At 55.9% G+C, this 16,847-nt stretch carries 20 protein-coding genes; 19 read left to right on the top strand and 1 reads right to left on the bottom strand.

Annotated elements, in window-relative coordinates; genetic code table 11:
• Nucleotides 1–3: 3 nt before the first annotated feature.
• Nucleotides 4–672, bottom strand: coding sequence for a helix-turn-helix domain-containing protein (locus L4923_RS18880; RefSeq protein WP_239367923.1), 669 nt, complete (start codon nt 670–672; stop codon nt 4–6).
• A 497-nt stretch (nt 673–1,169) separates the two neighbouring features.
• Between L4923_RS18880 and L4923_RS18875 the strand changes: the two genes are divergently transcribed.
• The 19 genes from L4923_RS18875 (at nt 1,170) to L4923_RS18790 (ending at nt 16,631) form a co-directional block, all read left to right on the top strand.
• On the top strand, nt 1,170–1,364 hold the full coding sequence (locus L4923_RS18875; RefSeq protein ID WP_239367921.1) for a hypothetical protein: 195 nt from the start codon (nt 1,170–1,172) through the stop codon (nt 1,362–1,364).
• Nucleotides 1,361–1,648, top strand: coding sequence for a hypothetical protein (locus L4923_RS18870; RefSeq protein WP_239367919.1), 288 nt, complete (start codon nt 1,361–1,363; stop codon nt 1,646–1,648). Before L4923_RS18875 ends, L4923_RS18870 begins: the two co-directional genes overlap by 4 nt.
• Entirely contained in the window at nt 1,648–2,784 is a 1,137-nt protein-coding gene (locus L4923_RS18865; protein ID WP_239367917.1) for a ribosomal protein L7/L12, read from the top strand. The genes L4923_RS18870 and L4923_RS18865 overlap by 1 nt, the downstream gene beginning before the upstream one ends.
• 61 nt (nt 2,785–2,845) lie before the next feature.
• Entirely contained in the window at nt 2,846–3,037 is a 192-nt protein-coding gene (locus L4923_RS18860) for a hypothetical protein (RefSeq protein WP_239367915.1), read from the top strand.
• Nucleotides 3,038–3,265: 228 nt separating this feature from the next.
• The gene (locus tag L4923_RS18855; protein ID WP_239367913.1) at nt 3,266–4,060 is read left to right on the top strand and encodes an ATP-binding protein; all 795 of its coding nucleotides are present in this window, start codon (nt 3,266–3,268) and stop codon (nt 4,058–4,060) included.
• A 43-nt stretch (nt 4,061–4,103) separates the two neighbouring features.
• Complete coding sequence (locus L4923_RS18850; protein ID WP_239367911.1) at nt 4,104–4,691, top strand: DUF669 domain-containing protein; 588 nt, start codon at nt 4,104–4,106, stop codon at nt 4,689–4,691.
• Complete coding sequence (locus tag L4923_RS18845) at nt 4,691–4,876, top strand: hypothetical protein (protein ID WP_239367909.1); 186 nt, start codon at nt 4,691–4,693, stop codon at nt 4,874–4,876. The genes L4923_RS18850 and L4923_RS18845 overlap by 1 nt, the downstream gene beginning before the upstream one ends.
• Nucleotides 4,877–4,945: 69 nt before the next feature.
• On the top strand, nt 4,946–5,338 hold the full coding sequence (locus L4923_RS18840; RefSeq protein WP_239367907.1) for a hypothetical protein: 393 nt from the start codon (nt 4,946–4,948) through the stop codon (nt 5,336–5,338).
• A gap of 69 nt (nt 5,339–5,407) precedes the next feature.
• Complete coding sequence (dnaN, locus tag L4923_RS18835; protein ID WP_239367905.1) at nt 5,408–6,481, top strand: DNA polymerase III subunit beta; 1,074 nt, start codon at nt 5,408–5,410, stop codon at nt 6,479–6,481.
• The gene (locus tag L4923_RS18830; RefSeq protein WP_239367903.1) at nt 6,481–6,753 is read left to right on the top strand and encodes a hypothetical protein; all 273 of its coding nucleotides are present in this window, start codon (nt 6,481–6,483) and stop codon (nt 6,751–6,753) included. The genes dnaN and L4923_RS18830 overlap by 1 nt, the downstream gene beginning before the upstream one ends.
• Complete coding sequence (locus L4923_RS18825; protein WP_239367901.1) at nt 6,750–6,911, top strand: hypothetical protein; 162 nt, start codon at nt 6,750–6,752, stop codon at nt 6,909–6,911. Before L4923_RS18830 ends, L4923_RS18825 begins: the two co-directional genes overlap by 4 nt.
• Nucleotides 6,911–7,849 (top strand): PDDEXK family nuclease, encoded by a 939-nt coding sequence (locus tag L4923_RS18820; RefSeq protein WP_239367899.1) that lies wholly within the window; start codon nt 6,911–6,913, stop codon nt 7,847–7,849. The genes L4923_RS18825 and L4923_RS18820 overlap by 1 nt, the downstream gene beginning before the upstream one ends.
• Entirely contained in the window at nt 7,846–8,241 is a 396-nt protein-coding gene (locus tag L4923_RS18815) for a hypothetical protein (RefSeq protein WP_239367897.1), read from the top strand. Before L4923_RS18820 ends, L4923_RS18815 begins: the two co-directional genes overlap by 4 nt.
• Nucleotides 8,238–8,729 carry a sigma-70 family RNA polymerase sigma factor gene (locus L4923_RS18810; protein WP_239367895.1) on the top strand — a complete coding sequence of 164 codons (492 nt, stop codon included), beginning with the start codon at nt 8,238–8,240 and terminating at the stop codon, nt 8,727–8,729. The genes L4923_RS18815 and L4923_RS18810 overlap by 4 nt, the downstream gene beginning before the upstream one ends.
• Nucleotides 8,730–9,554: 825 nt before the next feature.
• Nucleotides 9,555–11,240: a DEAD/DEAH box helicase gene (locus L4923_RS18805; protein ID WP_239367893.1), complete on the top strand. Its 1,686-nt coding sequence runs from the start codon at nt 9,555–9,557 to the stop codon at nt 11,238–11,240.
• A gap of 467 nt (nt 11,241–11,707) precedes the next feature.
• Complete coding sequence (locus L4923_RS18800; RefSeq protein ID WP_239367891.1) at nt 11,708–12,217, top strand: siphovirus Gp157 family protein; 510 nt, start codon at nt 11,708–11,710, stop codon at nt 12,215–12,217.
• Nucleotides 12,218–12,550: 333 nt separating this feature from the next.
• Nucleotides 12,551–13,903 carry a DNA-methyltransferase gene (locus tag L4923_RS18795; RefSeq protein ID WP_239367889.1) on the top strand — a complete coding sequence of 451 codons (1,353 nt, stop codon included), beginning with the start codon at nt 12,551–12,553 and terminating at the stop codon, nt 13,901–13,903.
• Entirely contained in the window at nt 13,900–14,235 is a 336-nt protein-coding gene (locus tag L4923_RS31225) for a DUF6511 domain-containing protein (protein ID WP_425530973.1), read from the top strand. The genes L4923_RS18795 and L4923_RS31225 overlap by 4 nt, the downstream gene beginning before the upstream one ends.
• Before the next feature lie 50 nt (nt 14,236–14,285).
• Nucleotides 14,286–16,631 carry a bifunctional DNA primase/polymerase gene (locus tag L4923_RS18790; protein WP_239367887.1) on the top strand — a complete coding sequence of 782 codons (2,346 nt, stop codon included), beginning with the start codon at nt 14,286–14,288 and terminating at the stop codon, nt 16,629–16,631.
• Nucleotides 16,632–16,847 lie beyond the last annotated feature (216 nt).

Genomic DNA, 16,847 nt, shown 5'->3' with positions numbered 1-16,847 from the left:
CGGCTAACCGGCACGCCGTGGCCGCCTTACAAACGACGAAAACACAATGCCTGTTACGGTGACTTCTTCCGAATCAGAGCCGAATTGAATGGGCGTCTGGTGCTCCGGGTCGCTCGAGCGCGGCCATAGCCACTTACTGCCGTCCGGCTCAACCACATATTCCTTCAATGTCGCCTCAAACAAACCGCTCTTGTTGCGACGAGAAACCAACACATGGTCGCCATTCATAGGATATAGGCCGTTCGCAATAGTTGCGGCGGCATATACAATTGAGCCGTCCGGATAATGACGGTTCATGGATGTGCCTTTAACCACATACCCCTTCAGCGGATAGTTCGGCAGCGCCGGGTCCAGCAAAACAGGTGCATCGTACTGGTCGTCGTATTCCCACTCGACAGCTTCCCGCCAGACACCGGCCTGCAGTTCACCAACGACTCGCGCCGTTTTGGCCCTCACATCCTTGTTGGAAACCGGCTCAATGCCCAACCATTCCCCAATGGTCACGCCAGCCAGGTCGGCAAGCTTCTGCGCCGGTTCTGCCTTTGGATTCAATTCGGCGCGCTCATATTTTGAAACGGTGGACTGGTCGACGCCGATCCTCTGAGCCAGCCCACCCTGACTGAGGCCGAGCTTGACGCGAAGATCCCTTATTTTACGGGCCATATTGTCCATTAGTACAATTCCTCTCCAAGAATCGTCGCGCATATAGGCGTTTTCGCCTAGCTTTGCAATAGGATTTAGGCGGTTTCGCCAAAAAGTCCAACGTTAGGCGCTTTCGCATATCGAATATTGACATGCAAGGCGAAAACGCCTAAAAGTGGGTCCGTAGTTAACGAATCCGGTTGGACCAGATTCGGAAGTCTCGGGCTGAGGAGAATTCCAGAAATGACGAAAGGTGGGCGCGCCCGCGCTATGCGGGCCGAGGGGCGTAGCTTTGTCTCAATAGCTACTGAGTTGGGAATTAGCTTGCAATGGGCTTACAAGATTGCCGGAGACGTCCTTGGTGAGGACGCAAAGGCCACGCGGAACACGGTTGTCCGCGATATTGAACTGCAGCCTACCGCTAAGACGGTAGTGAAACTCCACGCCCACAACGGTGGTTGTTCTACGCTTTCCGGGCTTATGCCAATTTCGATGCCGCGCATTGTTGCTTTGCATGGAGCGGCACAATGACTGAGGTTAGCGATAAGCTCGGCCTTGGCTCGCCGGTTGTCATTCGGGGTTACGTCGTAGGGCGTTCCGACTGGCAGAAAGGCCAATCCACTTACTGCGTCGAGTTCGACCAGAAGGGCAAACCGCAACGAGAATGGTTCCACGCCGACGAATTGGCGGTTGACTCCGTAGCGGAGGGCGGTGGGATATGAGTGGCAACAATGGTGGCGACGACACCGCTACGGAGGATATCTACGCGGGTGACCTCGTAGAGCTTGTGGTGCAGCCCGCGATTTACGGCATGGCTATCGGCTTCGAAGGCAGTTTGGTTCACGTGCGCCTTGTGGATGGCACGCGCGCCGCGTTCCACGAATACGAATTGCGCAAGATGGCTGGTGTTACGCCACCCGCCGACGAAGACAGCAACGTAATCCCGGTCGACTTCACGCGTGGCGTGCGAATGGACCGCAACACCAAGACGAAGGGAGCAGCGTAATGCATAAGTTTAAAGCGGGTGATAGGGTTGAGTGCGTAAAGGATGAGGACGGTCGCGGTCGTGGCCTAAACGGCTCTGTTATAGAGGTTGGCGATGTCTACGTTAAGGTGGATTTCGGCGGCGACTTCCCCGGACATGGTCACAATGGCCACTGTTGGTATTTTTATGACGCCGACAGGAAACTTAAGCCTGTCGCGCCGTTCAAGGTTGGTGACAAGGTCGTGCCCAAGAAGGGCGATAAGAACGACTTGTTTGGCCACTGGATGGAGTTTTGGGCCAAAGACGGTGAATCCAAGCCGAAATTCTTCTACGTGACCAAGGTCAACAACGACGACACAAACCCTTATATTCATTACAGCGCCAATCCTGGCGGCTTCGGCCCACAAGTGACGGCCAACAACCTAGAACTGTACGTAGAACCCACCCTCACCATTCAGGCTGGCCGTTACTACAAAACCCGCGATGGTCGCAAGGTGGGGCCTATGAGGCCCAGCCACTCACCGAACTATGCCTTCGTGGCGGATGTTGATTGCGAGTCTGAAAGGATATTCCAATCCGACGGCACGCATGGAAGCAAATATGTGCCAAACGATCCAAATCTGAACATCGTCGCCGAATGGGAAGAACCCGCCAGCAACGACAACGCGCCGAAGTTCAAGGTGGGTGATCGTGTGGCGCGGCCAGGACATCTCGACGGCACCATTGTGGGGATTGACGGCGACAGAGTGCGTGTCGACTACGGTGGCCATTGGGGTATTTGGGCGTGGAATCTCAGTGAGATTGACCACTATCCGCAACGGTTGGCAACAATCCCTTCGACGCCAACCGCAACGGCCATCGTCTGCCTGATCGAGAACGGCCAGCCGAAGCCTTCGGACTTCCCGCACGTTCACCCTTCGACCGCAGCGGCGGCCAAGGAAGCTGAACGCCTCGCCGGCAAGTTCAAGGGCAAGGAATTCGGCGTCTACGAACTGGTGTCGACTGTGCAGAAGCCTGCGCCAGTTTACGAGCACGAATGGCAGCGGTTGGCCGTCAACGGGAGGAAGATTGAGGCAATCAAGGTACTTCGCGGCATCACCGGCATGGGGTTAAAGCCAGCCAAGGACGCCGTGGAGTACTTCCTAGCCGCCGCCTAACCAACCCACCACACCCTTAACAGCAACCGCCTGCCACTTCGGCAGGCGGACAGGAGAACTTATGGCTAACCCCAAAGCCTACGCCACACAATTCACGCGCACCGGCAAGCTCAACATGACCAACCGCAAGCCGTACCGCTCGGCATCGCAGACACAGGCTGCGCGTGCAACGGCAAGCAAGGGCGACGACGGCGCTTATCACTCAAGCGCGCCGGTTTCTTACCACAGCGCAGGACGTAAGAGGGAGGCATAACTGACAAACCCCGAAAGCCCTTGGTACAAGGACCAGCACGACCCCAACCTTCATGAACCAGAACTACACGACGACAGCCAGGTTGCACCTCCAGCAGCCAAACGTACCGGCATCATCGTCGCATTAATCGCCGCGGCATCCGTAATTGCGGCGCTTTACTACCCGTTGCACGTCGTCGCTTTTGCGGCCGGTTGTGCAATGGGCTTGATCCAAAAAGGAGAGTAGTCTTTGGCTATCAGCCTAAGTTCGTTGAATTCCACTAGGGCCAAGGCGAAAAGCCGTGCGCCGTTGCTCGTCATCTATGGCGTAGACGGTGTCGGCAAGACAACCCTGGCGGCGGAATTTCCCGACGCAATCTATCTGCCCACAACCGGTGAACGCGCGCCGGCCGAACTGGACTTGCCTACACCAGGCGACATTACGTCAATGGACGATCTTTGGAACGTCGTTGGCGAATTGCTGGATCGCGACGAAAACGGGAACCTGACACACAACTTCAAGACGGCCATCATCGACAGCCTTGACGGCCTCGAGCCGTTGATTTGGGCGCGTACCTGCGCTCGCATCGGTGTGTCTTCAATCGAGGAACCTGGATTCGGAAAAGGCTACGTCGAGGCAGACGTTGAGTGGAATGAATATCTGGACGCGGTAACCGACCTGACGGAGGCCGGAATTACGGTTGTCCAGTTGGCGCACCCCGGCATCGTTCAGTTCAATTCGCCTATCTCGGATCCCTATAGCCGGTACGAGATCAAGCTGCACAAGCGCGCTGCATCCTTGGTGCGTGAAAAAGCCGACGTTGTCGGATTCGTCAACTATCGAATTTCGCTCATCAAGGCGGATCCCAAAAAGACCAACTCGCCAACGCACGCAGAAGGCGGCAACGAGCGCAACATCCACCTGAACGAAAAGGCGGGCTTCGTTGCAAAGAACCGCTTCAGCATGCCGGATAGCATTCGCTATCGGAAGGGTGAGGGTTACACGGAACTGTCCAAGTTCTTCCCGCACCTGGCCGCCGCTTAAGCGACCTTTGACTAGCAGAATAGAAACTAGGGAACACCATTAGATGGCCAAACTCGGCACAACCATCAATCCGCACGATCACGATACTGAACAGAACGATTTCGAACTTTTGCCAAACGGAATTTACAAGCTCGAAATTATTGCAAGCGACGTCAAAGAAGACGAGAACGACAGCGCCAACACCGCTATGAATGCGACCATTTCGGTAATCGAGCCGGAAGAGTACGCCAACCGTCGTTTCTTTATTTGGGTAGATACGCAAAATCGAGACCCCGAGAAACAGGCAAAGGGTCAGCGCGAAATCTCCAAACTCGCGCGCGCAATGTTTGGTAATAAGGCGCCAACCGTCATTGAGGATTCCGAGGAATTGCACCTTAAGTCCTTTATTGCCCGCGTGAAGAAGGGCGAGGCAGGCGTCAGCAAGGCCAGCCGACCGTATAAGGCTCGCAACAGCATTCAAAAATATTTCTATCCCGATGACGAGAGGGTGCCGCTGCCAGAGCCCGCGATTGACGAAGTGCAGCCAGCCTCCAAACCAGCCAAAGACAATCGCCCGGCAGCCGCTAACCAGAATGCAGCACCACGCCAGGCGGCTGCAGGCGGCGCTAAGCCGTGGGGGAGCAAGAAGTGATGCAACTCCAGCACGAAAAGTTCCTGAATACCGTGCGCGGTAAGGCCATGGTTGGGCACGCTACGCCAGAAGAGCTTATGAAGGTCTTTGGCCACATCGATGCGCTGGAAAACCTCTTGGACGAAGCCGACGAAGACGATGCCTTCGGCTCCGAAGGTTGGCGCCATGCGGCCGGTCTCGACTAAACACTAACCACGCCACAAACTAAGGCGGCGCGAATGCCGCCCGTCTCTTTCAATAAGCCGGAGGGCTCAATGGGCGACAAGAATTACAAGTGGTGGCATAGCTATGCCGAAGACGCAGAATCCTTCAGCGGGCCGTTCGACACCAAGCAAGAAGCCATCGACGCAGGTCAAGACGAATACGACGACGACTTTTATGTGTGCGAGGCTGACAAGTCGGTGATGGCCGCCAACATCGATGGCGAAGGAATTGCCGAGCGCGTCATGGAAGAGCTTTGCGATAACAACGAAGAGTGCTTCGGTGAGGATGGCCCCGACGACCCGTGGTCTCACCTTAAAGACGCACACCGCACACTTGGCAATGCAATTGAGCAGGCAGTTGCGGACTGGCTTAAGGACTATCCAGGTAAGACCTGGAGCTTCGGCCACGTGCGCAACGGTGAGTGCGTCAAGCTAGCCGCCTAACCCAATACGGCTGGCCGTTGCTGCCCACAGCAATAGCCAGCCACCACCAATCACACACAGGAGCTTGCCGTGAAAGTTGCACGGACTGATTTTGCGCGCCTGCTTTCTGCAGTAGCAAAGGTTGTGGAAAGCCGCAACACGATCCCCATCCTCGCCACGGTGTGCCTTGTTGCAGAGGGTGGCACGCTGACCGCTACGGCGACTGATTTGGATATTGAGATTTCGGGTTCAATCGCTGCCGAAGGAGACTTCGCAGCTTGCCTGGACGCCAAGTTGCTCACCGGCATTGTTACGAAGGTGGCAGGCGACGAAATCACCATCGAGCAGGGCGACGGCACCGCCACGTTGAGGGCTGGCCGTAGCAAGTACAATCTGCAGACACTGCCTGTTGACGACATGCCGTCAATGGCGGTTGATGGGTTTACGGCGGAATTCACCGAAGATTTGGCGGCTCTTTTCGCCCCTGTTCAGTTCGCCATCTCGACAGAAGAGACCCGCTACTACCTGAACGGTATTTTCCTGAAGGGCGCCGTGGATACCGGCTCGCAGGCCGTCGCCCTTACCGCCGTAGCCACGGACGGCCACCGCTTGGCCAAGCATGTTGCTTCCGGTGTGTCGGCTTTCGACGGTATCATTGTGCCGCGCAAGACGGTTGGCCTTGTGCCGAAGGGCAACATCACAGTTCGCCTGTCGGCCTCCAAGATCCAGTTTGTTGCAGATGGCACCACCATCACGTCGAAGCTTATTGACGGAACGTACCCCGATTATCAGCGGGTCATTCCTAGCCGCAACGACAAGATTGTAACGTTTAGCGGGGATGACATGGCTCGTGCTGCTGGCCGCGTGTCGGTGATTTCGTCGGAGCGCGGTCGCGCAGTGAAGGTCGAAGTGGTCAATGATCAGGCGACGCTTTCCGTCAACAATCCTGACAGTGGCAATGCGTCGGAAGATGTAATTGTTTCTTATGCGAATGAAGAACCAATCACGGTTGGCTTCAACAGCGCATACCTTGGCGAGCTTGTTGGCATCTTCCCGCCCGGCGACGTAAAGATGGCTTTGTCTGATGGTGCCGGACCGGTGCTTTTCACGTCGGACAATGCTCCGAACTTGCTAGCCGTTCTAATGCCGATGCGGGTGCATTGATGAGCGACATGCTGTGGCGGCCGAAGGGTCGCCACGATCTTGCATCGTTTGAGTCGGAGATTTGCGCTCACTGCCTGGACCGGAATGGCGAGGGTGATTGGGAAGATGAGTTTGGCAATGACATGCCGGGCCAATGCGTTCTTATCCATTACGCGTTTGTTGGCCCGACACTTCAGTGGACCATCAAGGACGGCAAACGCGACTGCAGTTGCTTTGTAGAAGATCCTGACAATCCTGCCCGCTGTCCGCGTACGTTGGAGATGTTTCCATGAAATCCAAACTTGAACGCATCCGCGAGCTACGCGACACCGGACACAGCTTGGAGGAAGCCAAGCGCATCGTAGCCAGAGAAGACCTGGATATTGAAATTAGGGACGCCAAGACGATCGATGATTTACGCGCAATTCTCTGGTCATTGAACGGTAGATAATGGCCCCAATACCGCGCCCAACACCATCGACAGTCGCCGCCATCTACGCTGCTTATGAGGCCGCCAATGAACATTACGACTCGCTTGGCATAAGCGTCGGTGAATCCGGAACGGAATGCGATCGCGCGCTTTGGTACACGTTCCGCTGGATTAGCGCGCGCGAACATATAGACGGCCGCAAGCTGTCCATCTTCCGAACCGGCGACAGGTGGGAGGAAGTTCTTGTTTCCGACCTGGAGCGCATCGGCGTCGAAGTCTATGGGCAGCAGGACCGCATAAGGCTTGCGGATGGCCATATCCGCGGCAAGTGCGACGGCAAGGCAATGGGCGTGCCGGAGGCGCCCAAGACCGAGCATCTTTGCGAATTCAAGAGTTCAAACGACAAGAACTTCAAAGAGATTGTCGCCAAGGGCTGCAAGGAAGCCAAGCCGCTCCACTACGCACAATGCCAACTTGGAATGCACTACTTTGGCCTAAGCCGTTGTTTGTATCTTGTTGTCAATAAAAACGACGACAGCCGCTATTCGGAGCGCATCAACTATGACATTGAATATTGCCTGCGCCTAATTGCCCGTTGCGAACGCATAATTTTCTCGGCCGTGCCGCCTTCTGGCATTTGCACCAAGCCTGATGACTTTCGCGGTCGGTTCTGCAAGCACAATGCGGTTTGCCAGGACGATGCCTGGCCGCGTGTTACGTGCCGGTCATGTCTGCACTCCTCGCCGGAGCGGGGCGGCGATGCATCGTGGTCCTGTGCGCGGTGGGCAAAGCCGCTGTCAGTAGATGAACAGAAGGCGGCCTGTCCGGCACATCTGTACATCCCCGCCTTGGTGCCTGGCGAACAGACAGACGTAGACGAAGAAGCCGAGACCGTCACCTACACGCTTAAGAGCGGCAGGGTTTGGATCGATGGCGAAAGCCAGAGGGAGGCTGCGTGACACACGAAGAAATGGCCGAAATTCTTGAGGCCATTACCTACAAACCGGGTTGGCACATTCTTGTTGGCTTCCAACACGACCAACCTTATGTGCAGCTTCACGTTACTGAGGAATCCGACGCCACGTTGGACAGTTGTTCACGTGACGGTAAGCGGACTCCTTGGCGTGGATCCAAGCGATTCCTTAGCACGCATATGTGCCGGCAGGAAATCGTTGGCGCGGTGTTCGGCCTTATCCAAGATGCGGAAAGCCATGAAATGCGCGAATGGTTCCGCTACCGCGGCGCCTCCATCTACAACCCGCACCTTGACCCTGATGCGCTCGTGCCTGTTGCGCGCCGTAAGTCGTCGTTCGTGTTGCGTGAGAACGCCATGACTATGGAGGAAGCATGACCACCAACGAACGGCCCGCCGAATTCGACCAAAAACTTGAAGCGCATATTGATTACATCAAGAACTTCATTCGCAAAATCGCGCCACAAGAAAACCTGGAAGAGGTTACGCAAGACGTAATGCTCTATGCGCTTGAGAAGTGGCATCTTTATCGACCTGATGACGGTGGCTTTGGTACGTGGCTTTCATGGCAGGTGCGCACCGTTGTTGAGGGATATCGCGGCAAAGCCAAGACACGGCGCAAGTACTTTAGCGAAGCGGACGTTGGCGAGTTGTTGCCCTTCCGCAGCACAGAGCCGCAGCAAGAGAACATTGTTATGGCTGCGCAGATGGTGCGTAAGCTATCTCGTAGTCGCGGCGGACGCATGCTTGTTAGACTAGCCGCCGGCGAACGTATGTACGAGATCGCTGCGCGCCGCAAGATATCGCACCAGCGTGTTGAGCAGCTTATTTCCAAAGAACGCAAGAAGATTCAGAAGGTGGCTTAGTGCTTTCAGCCAATTATTTTGGACCGCACTTGCCTAGCGTTGTTATGGCGAGGAAGGCTGGTGCGGCGTCCTACTTTACAGGCAAGCCGTGCAAATACGGCCACGTCGCGATTAGAAGAACTAAGGGATCTCAGTGCATGCAGTGCACTGACGATGTCAATGCTGCTTTAGTGATACAGCGTTTTGAAAAGCCAAAACGCCACAAGGGGCCAGACCATGTCGGCAAACAGTTCGGACTGTGGACCGTCGTAGAGCGAGCACCAAGCGCTAAGAACGGCGGCTCTGCATGGTTATGTGTTTGTGAGTGCGGCAATACAAAGATAGTTCCCGCGAATACCCTGATGCAGGGAAGAAGCAAATCGTGCGGTTGCATGTCGCAAAATTGGAGAGCCGCAGGGGTCACAAAACATGGGCAAGCCAGGTCAAAAGCGGCCGGGGGCTTCTCGGGTGCTTACAAATCATGGCACGCCATGAGACAAAGGTGAGAGAACCCAAATGGCGATCAATATTCTGATTATGGCGGCAGAGGCATTACGGTTTGTGACAGGTGGCTGTCGTTTGAAAATTTCTATTACGACATGGGCGACAGGCCACCGAAGTGGACGCTAGATCGTATAGACCCAAACGGGAATTATGAACCGAACAATTGTCGATGGGCCTCTCGTAAAGCGCAATCTCAAAATCAACGAAAGCGCCTTAGTTATTCCGCCATATCAGATATCCTAAATGCAGCAAGGTTGGTTGTTGCAAGCAATGACAACGAACCTGGTGAGTCCATTGTTGCGCTTCGCGCGGCGCTTTGCGAATTCGATATGAGGCATAAAAATGCTTGAACTGCGCCCATATCAGCGATCCGCCATTGATGCGCTTTACGAATACTGGCGCGAAAAGCCAGGCTCGCCGCTTATCGTCTTGCCGACCGGAGCGGGCAAAAGTGCCTGCTTGGCTTATATCTGTAAAGAGATCATCGAAGGCTATCCGGATCTGCGCATACTGGTTTGTACGCATGTTCGCGAATTGATCATTTCTAACTATCGCGAACTGTTGAACGTTTGGCCATTCGCACCAGCCGGTATCTTTAGTGCTGGCGTGGGACGTCGCGACGCGCACGCACAAATTATCTTTGGCGGAGTCCAAACGATCGCCAAACACGCAAAGACTATTGGCCACATCGACCTTGTTATGGTTGATGAGGCACACCTTATTCCGCGCAATTCTGAAACGCAGTATGGCCAACTACTTGCCGGTCTTCGGGAGATCAATCCCGACCTGAAATTGATTGGCTTAACAGCGACGCCGTACAGGCTTGGCGAGGGATTGCTAAACGAGGGCGATGGCGCGCTGTTTGACGATATCTGCTTTGAGCAGCCCGTCACCGCCATGATTGATGGTGGCTACCTGGTGCGCCCAATTTCCAAGGGTATGGCGACGACATATGACGTCACGGGTGTTGGCAAACTCGGCGGTGACTACAAGCAGAACGCATTGCAGGCCGCAGTTGATAAAGAAGAACTGACGCGCGCCGTAGTGGATGAAATTGTGACGTACGGCACAGCACCTGGTGCCGAGCGGAAGGCGTGGCTGTGCTTCTGTTCCGGCGTTGAGCACGCCTACCATATGCGCGATGAAATCCGCAGCCGTGGGTATAGCTGCGAGGCGATCGACGGCACGACGCCAAAGAATGAGCGCGACCGCATACTGGAGGATTTCAAGGCTGGTCGCATTCGTGCGTTAACAAACAATTCGGTTCTAACCACAGGAACAAATCTGCCAATCATTGACCTGGTGGCATTTTGCCGCCCAACCGCTTCGGCCGGACTCTATATCCAAATGGCTGGCCGTGGGCTGCGACTCTATCCTGGCAAGGAAAACTGTCTATTTCTTGATTTTGCTGGAGTGGTCCGGAAGCATGGCCCAATTGATGCGGTCTTGCCGCCAAGCGCACGTTCAGGTTCAGGGGACGCGCCCGTAAAGCAATGTCCCCAAGAGTCTGGCGGGTGCGGTAGTCTGGTGCATGCGTCTGCACATAAGTGTCCGGATTGCGGGTATGAGTTCCCAATTGACGACACACCAAAGATTAGCGCGCGCGCTGAAGACGTGCCGATGCTTAGCAAAGGCGAAGCCGCCTGGCGCACCGTTACAAGCCGACGCTTCGACTTCCACGAAGGCAAAGGAGACAAGCCTCCTTCTGTGAAAGTCAGCTACATGTGCGGGTTAACGTCGATACGTGAATGGCTGTGCCCGGAACACAAGGGCTTTCCAAAGACTAAGGCTGATCGGTGGTGGATAGCTCATTCTGGCAAGCGACCAATGCCCAAGTCCGTGATGGAGTGGCTGGATCGACAGAGAGAGTTGAGCACTACGGCGGAAATAGCAGTTAAGCCAGACGGCAAGTATTGGACGATTACCGATCATAGACCGGGCTCCGCCAACGACAACGTGCCGTCATGCGACAACGACAACTATTCGTATGGACTGCGGGAGGCATTAGACGATGACATTCCATTCTAACAAGACACCAACAGAAGTGCTTACCGCGGAGTTGCGCGGCTGTGTGAACGGTTACGTTGGTGCACCCGCGCTAGCGGTGCAGTGCGTAACGGCGTTGCGGAATGCGGGGTATATTATTGTGCGAGAGGACGCAATCCGGTTGGCGCAGGCACATGCGAGGGAGTGGTAGCGCCTACGAATTGTTGCGCGATGCGCAACAAGCGGTAAGCACAAATGACACGTTGGCGCTCCTTATGCGTCAAATATGAAGCGTGAAGGTTACAAGTGACAAACGACGAACGTATGGCGGCGCTAAGGCGCATGTGTGGCTACGTTGAGAATGGCAGCGATACCAGTTTGCGCATAAGTCAAGACGACGCAACTCGCGAATGGATTGTGCGTGTAGGCAATCGGTGGTGGCACGGGCCGACTATGTTGCAGGCTATTGACGCTGCGGCCGCAGATCATCCTAAGGAGGAGTGGAACTAATGACCAACAACTTCATCCAGGCAAACGTAGCCACGCTCGAGGCGCACATTCATGCGCTTACGATGCAGTTTCCGGAACTTGCGGAAGACGAAGACTTGCGCCGAGATATGCTGGAGGGCGAAACGGATATGGACTCTGTGTTGACGCGCCTTCTCTCCATGCAGCGTCATTCGGCAAGCATGGCTAAAGCAAGGGCGGACCGCATTAAAGACCTGCAGTCGCTTAAGGCCAAGGACGAACGGCGAGACGAGATTGCGCGCGCCATGCTGTACCGCGTGCTTAAGGCGGCCGGCCTGCCGAAAGCACAGCTTGTCGAAGGCACGGTTAGCATTGCTAAGGGCCGCGACAGCGTCGAGGTGACGGACGTCATGAAGCTTCCGAAGTGGGCTTATGTGACGGAACGCAAGCCGGACAAGAAGGCAATCATGGAGCGCTTGGCTGCTAACGAGTCGGTCAAGGGTGCGGCGCTCAAGACGGGGCAGGAAACGATTTTGATAAGGGCGGCGTGATGGTTGGCGGACCGTATTACTATATGCCGACGCCTGTTGATAATAACGGCAACGGGCCGGCTGGCGCAACAGAAACCGTACGCGTTCTTCACGAAGTGTGGGACGCTCATTGCAACACAGTTTGTTCATGTTCCGACGAATCGATGGCGCGATGGGTTGCACAAACGCTAACCGCCGCCGCTACGCAAGTTGAGGCAGCGGAATGAGTTACGCTTGGCTAATGGCGCCGCACGAATACGAGCCGGATTATGACTTGTATCTAGCCGACCTGTGTTCATTGGAAGATGCAATGATGAACATCGCCACGTACGCCGACTATTTTGTGGAGTGGGAATGACAACGAAACTTGCACCAGCGCAAATTTTTCTCGACGGCAAGGTTGAATTGCGTCCAGGTGATTGCCGCGACGTTATCCGGGCTATGCCAGACGACAGCATTGACAGCGTTGTGACGGATCCGCCGTATGCGCTGGTGTCCATTCAGAAGCGGTTCGGCAAAGAGGGCAGCGCGCCGACGCGGGATGGCGATGTCTATTCGCGCTCATCGGCTGGCTTCATGGGTAAACAATGGGATACCGGCGAGACAGCGTTTGCCGTCGAGTTTTGGGCAGAGGTGTTTCGTGTTCTAAAGCCGGGCGGGCATGTCGTGGCGTTCTCCGGCACGCGTACCTACCACCGTATGACTGTTGCGATCGAGGACGCCGGCTTTGAAATTCGCGACCAGTTGGCTTGGGTTTATGGGTCGGGATTTCCGAAGTCGCATGATGTGTCGAAGGCGATTGACAAGCACTTCGGCGCGGAGCGTGAGAAGGTGCGCGTTGACGCATCGAAGCTTGGCAATCCGCCCAATCTAGTCGGCGGCGCGATCAAAGGCGATGATCGCCCTTGGCGGTTGGAGGCCCTTGAGCGCGGCTATCACGAAAAAGCAGGAGACGAAGCCGCCACTCCGCAGGCTGCGGAGTGGCAAGGATGGGGCACAGCGCTCAAGCCCGCGTGGGAGCCGATCTGCCTCGCGCGCAAGCCGTTGATTGGCACGGTTGCCGCAAATGTGCTCGAGCACGGGACGGGCGCGCTGAACATCGACGGCTGCCGGGTTGGTGATGAGGAGCGGTTTAACCCTAGCGCCAGCAGCAATGACATCTACGGTCAGTTCAAAGGAGACGAGAGTGGTGGCCGGGCCACCACTGGCCGCTGGCCCGCCAACATCGCGCACGACGGCAGCGACGAGGTGCTTGCGGGGTTTCCTGACAGCAAGGCGGGCACCGAAACGACCGCCCGCGGCACGGGCGGCATCTGGTCCGACGTCAGTAATTCGCCCTGCGGGCCGCAGTACGGCGACTCCGGCTCCGCCGCCCGCTTCTTCTACACGGCCAAAGCCGACAAGCTAGACCGCATAGGCAGCAAGCACCCGACCGTAAAGCCGGTCGTCCTGATGCAATGGCTGGTGCGACTGGTCACACCGAAAGGCGGCCTCGTGCTGGATCCCTTCGCGGGCAGTGGCAGCACGGGCGAGGCGGCATGGCGCGAGGGCATGCGGTGCATCCTTATCGAGCGCGAGGAAGAATACCAGTCCGACATCGCCGAGCGGCTTCGGCTTGCGGACAAAGGGCCGGCAACCCGCCGTGCAAAAGCAATAAAGCAGGTAGCAAACGACAATCTGCCGTTGTTCTCAACAGGTGCAGCATGAGCGAACATGACCCAGCCGAATGCTGGTTTTGCGGCGATCGCGCTTCCGGCATTGGTATCGGCCTGACAAACTCCAGAGACAACGACCCTAAATGGCTATGCGTATCCTGCGTGCCTCTAATTGACGACATTCGACGCCTTAAGCGGCCGGACGCATACAAGCTCAAAGCAAGGGAGGGTGGTATGGATGCGGCTGCCCCGCTTGTCGAGGAGTTCGGCACTGACCTTGGCGAGTGGGACCAGGAACAAGTCCTAATGTTCGTCGGCGCCATTTGGGATGGGTGTTCGAAAAGATTGAGGCAACTTGTTAGAGATAGAGACGCGCCTTTCTAGGCGTGTCTCTTTTTGACTTTCTGAATAGACCTTTCACCAAAGGCATGAAATTGACCACACCTCGTGACGTCGCCCTTTCGTATGCGGGCGCCAACGTTCCCGTTTTCCCGTGCCGTGAGGCGGATGAAACAACGAACGAATTCGATCCTGAAACCGGCGAAATCATCGTTCTTAAGGCCAAGACCCCGAGGCTAAGCAACGGATTTAAAGGCGCCACTTTAAGCCCCCGCATCATTAATATTTTGTGGGAAAGAAATCCCGGTTCAATGATTGGATCGCCAACCGGCGAACAATTGGGCGCGTGGGTGTTGGACATCGACGTTCACAAGGACGACGATGGCAATATCATCAACGGCTATGAAACTTTGGCGGCGCTTGAAGAGAAACACGGCGCTCTGCCCGCCACTGCAACAGCGAAGACCGCGGGTGGCGGCGAACACCGGTTCTTCAAACACAACCAAGGCATTCGCAACCGTGGTGGCCTAGGGCGCGGCTTAGACGTGCGCTCAAGTGGCGGCTATGTGGTAATGCCTGGCAGCCGCACGGCAGATGGTCGCGAGTACGTATGGGTCGACTATGACGGTGAGGGCTTGCCGCCTCTAGCTGAGGCTCCGGACTGGCTTTTGGGGCTCGTGCTGCCAAAGCAAGCGCCCACCATCTGTGGAAACTATACCTATACACCAGGAGAAAACACGGTCTATGTGGAGCGCGCCGTAGAAGCTGAGTTGCGCGAGTTGGCGACGGCTCAACAAGGCGGACGGGGCGAGGCGGTAAACCGCAGCGCATTCAACTTGGGCACATTGGTCGGAGCAGGTGCCTTGTCTCGCTCCGAGGCCGAACACGGTTTGTACGACGCCGCTTATGCTAATGGTGTTGTGGCCAAGGATGGTGAAAGAGAAATCCGCGCCAAGATCCGGCGCGGTCTAGACGCGGGAATCAAGCAGCCAAGAGCAATACCGCAGCCGGAATATCAAGACGACGGCACGCGGGACGTCGACATTACACCCATGGTTGAGCGAGCCTTGGCTAAGCAGAAAAGGGCAGCCCAGCCTGTCGCGGACACCCCAGCGCCCGAACCAGAGCCGGAACATGAAGAAGACGAACATACACTGGATTACAAACTTGAGGCTATTTCGGACCTCGAGGCACTTACGCGGCCGGGCGGCTTGGTTGAGGATATCATAGACTGGATCGTGTCTTCGTCCGAACAGCCATGCCGCGCTTTGGCCCTGGCTGCAGCGCTGCCGTTGGTGGCATCCCTCGCCGGATCCCGTTTTTCGACGGGCGGCAGGGACACGCGGCCGAACATCTACACGGTAGCTTTGGCTGAGTCCGGTTTCGGTAAAGAACACGCGCGCAGCCAGATCAAGCGGCTGCTTATGGCAAGCCAGGGCGTCTTTGAGAGGTTCGGCGGTCCAGCGCGAATTATGTCGGCGTCCGCGTTGCGAGAGGTGTTGGAAGAAAACCAGTCGGTGAACTGCCAGATTGACGAGTTTGGTGGTTTCATTCGTGACATTACAGATCGAAAGGCCGGAAGCCACCAGCGTGCCATTTCCACTGATTTGCGCGACTACTATTCGGCAAGCTCAACCTATTTTGAAGGAGCAGCGTACCGCGGAAGTCCGCCCAAGCGCATCTACAACCCAAACCTGTGCATTCATGGCACTTCAACTCCAGAGCAATTCTGGAGCGCCCTGTCATCGGCCAGCGCAGAAGATGGGCTGTTGCCTCGGCTGGTGCTTTTCCATGTTACCGGAAGTCGGCCCGATCCAGTAAAGCCAAAGCGCGACGTTCGTTGGGTACCGCACGACATCCTTATGAAAATGGCTGACGTGGCCGGCATCGATGTCGCAAAACAACGCGGCAACCTCGCTAAGGCAAAGATTAAGGTCGCCCCGTTTGGTGAGAACAAGCCGTACGTCGTGCCGTGGACTGAAGATGCAGTTGGTTTGTTTGCGTCGGTAAAGGAGTCGATTGACGAGCGCAGTCGTAAGGTCAATCCAGAATCGCGGCCATTCATGCAGCGTATTCTTGAGAACGCCATCAAGCTTGCGCTTATCGTTTCTGTCGGCACCAACCCGGAGACTCCGGAAATATCTGAAGCCAACATAGAATGGGCGGCAACGCTTGCCTGGACGTGTGCTGCGTCCATGCTTGCCGAGGTGGAGGACAGGCTTTCCGATAACCAGCGCGAGGCCAATTACAAGCGCATTGCCGGCCTCATTCGTAGCGCTGGAAAGAAGGGCATAACGCGCGGCCGGTTGGCCGACCGTTTGAAGGCGATCGACGCGCGTCAGCGTGATGAAATCCTGAAAGACCTAATGGCGGCGGGCAAGGCGATGGAGGTTGAATTGGAGACGAAGGGACGGTCAAGCAAGCGCCTTGTTTGGTGCTAGGAACTTTCGTCCGAAAATGCCATCCAAGGGTACCCTTTCGTCCATGGATGAAAGAAAACTTTCGTCCGTTTTGTCCACTTTCGTCCATACCCAAAATTGACGAAAGGGTACCCAATAATCTATATATAATACAATACCTTATATATATATTATACCCTTTTATCCATTCATCCATAGAGATTCATTAAGAGGTGTTTTTAAGGGGTTTTCCGACCC

The sequence above is a fragment of the Terribium retamae genome (genome assembly GCF_022347545.1).
Taxonomy (GTDB): domain Bacteria; phylum Pseudomonadota; class Alphaproteobacteria; order Rhizobiales; family Rhizobiaceae; genus Mesorhizobium; species Mesorhizobium retamae.
Note: the sequence above shows the minus strand (reverse complement) of the source record. Positions and strands in the feature narration are given on the sequence as shown.

What these genes read in the sequence shown, in the direction of transcription:
- L4923_RS18880 (WP_239367923.1), bottom strand. Translation starts at nt 672, where the DNA reads ATGGACAATATGGCCCGTAAAATAAGGGATCTTCGCGTCAAGCTCGGC.
- L4923_RS18875 (WP_239367921.1), top strand. Translation starts at nt 1,170, where the DNA reads ATGACTGAGGTTAGCGATAAGCTCGGCCTTGGCTCGCCGGTTGTCATT.
- L4923_RS18870 (WP_239367919.1), top strand. Translation starts at nt 1,361, where the DNA reads ATGAGTGGCAACAATGGTGGCGACGACACCGCTACGGAGGATATCTAC.
- L4923_RS18865 (WP_239367917.1), top strand. Translation starts at nt 1,648, where the DNA reads ATGCATAAGTTTAAAGCGGGTGATAGGGTTGAGTGCGTAAAGGATGAG.
- L4923_RS18860 (WP_239367915.1), top strand. Translation starts at nt 2,846, where the DNA reads ATGGCTAACCCCAAAGCCTACGCCACACAATTCACGCGCACCGGCAAG.
- L4923_RS18850 (WP_239367911.1), top strand. Translation starts at nt 4,104, where the DNA reads ATGGCCAAACTCGGCACAACCATCAATCCGCACGATCACGATACTGAA.
- L4923_RS18845 (WP_239367909.1), top strand. Translation starts at nt 4,691, where the DNA reads ATGCAACTCCAGCACGAAAAGTTCCTGAATACCGTGCGCGGTAAGGCC.
- L4923_RS18840 (WP_239367907.1), top strand. Translation starts at nt 4,946, where the DNA reads ATGGGCGACAAGAATTACAAGTGGTGGCATAGCTATGCCGAAGACGCA.
- L4923_RS18830 (WP_239367903.1), top strand. Translation starts at nt 6,481, where the DNA reads ATGAGCGACATGCTGTGGCGGCCGAAGGGTCGCCACGATCTTGCATCG.
- L4923_RS18825 (WP_239367901.1), top strand. Translation starts at nt 6,750, where the DNA reads ATGAAATCCAAACTTGAACGCATCCGCGAGCTACGCGACACCGGACAC.
- L4923_RS18820 (WP_239367899.1), top strand. Translation starts at nt 6,911, where the DNA reads ATGGCCCCAATACCGCGCCCAACACCATCGACAGTCGCCGCCATCTAC.
- L4923_RS18810 (WP_239367895.1), top strand. Translation starts at nt 8,238, where the DNA reads ATGACCACCAACGAACGGCCCGCCGAATTCGACCAAAAACTTGAAGCG.
- L4923_RS18805 (WP_239367893.1), top strand. Translation starts at nt 9,555, where the DNA reads ATGCTTGAACTGCGCCCATATCAGCGATCCGCCATTGATGCGCTTTAC.
- L4923_RS18800 (WP_239367891.1), top strand. Translation starts at nt 11,708, where the DNA reads ATGACCAACAACTTCATCCAGGCAAACGTAGCCACGCTCGAGGCGCAC.
- L4923_RS18795 (WP_239367889.1), top strand. Translation starts at nt 12,551, where the DNA reads ATGACAACGAAACTTGCACCAGCGCAAATTTTTCTCGACGGCAAGGTT.
- L4923_RS31225 (WP_425530973.1), top strand. Translation starts at nt 13,900, where the DNA reads ATGAGCGAACATGACCCAGCCGAATGCTGGTTTTGCGGCGATCGCGCT.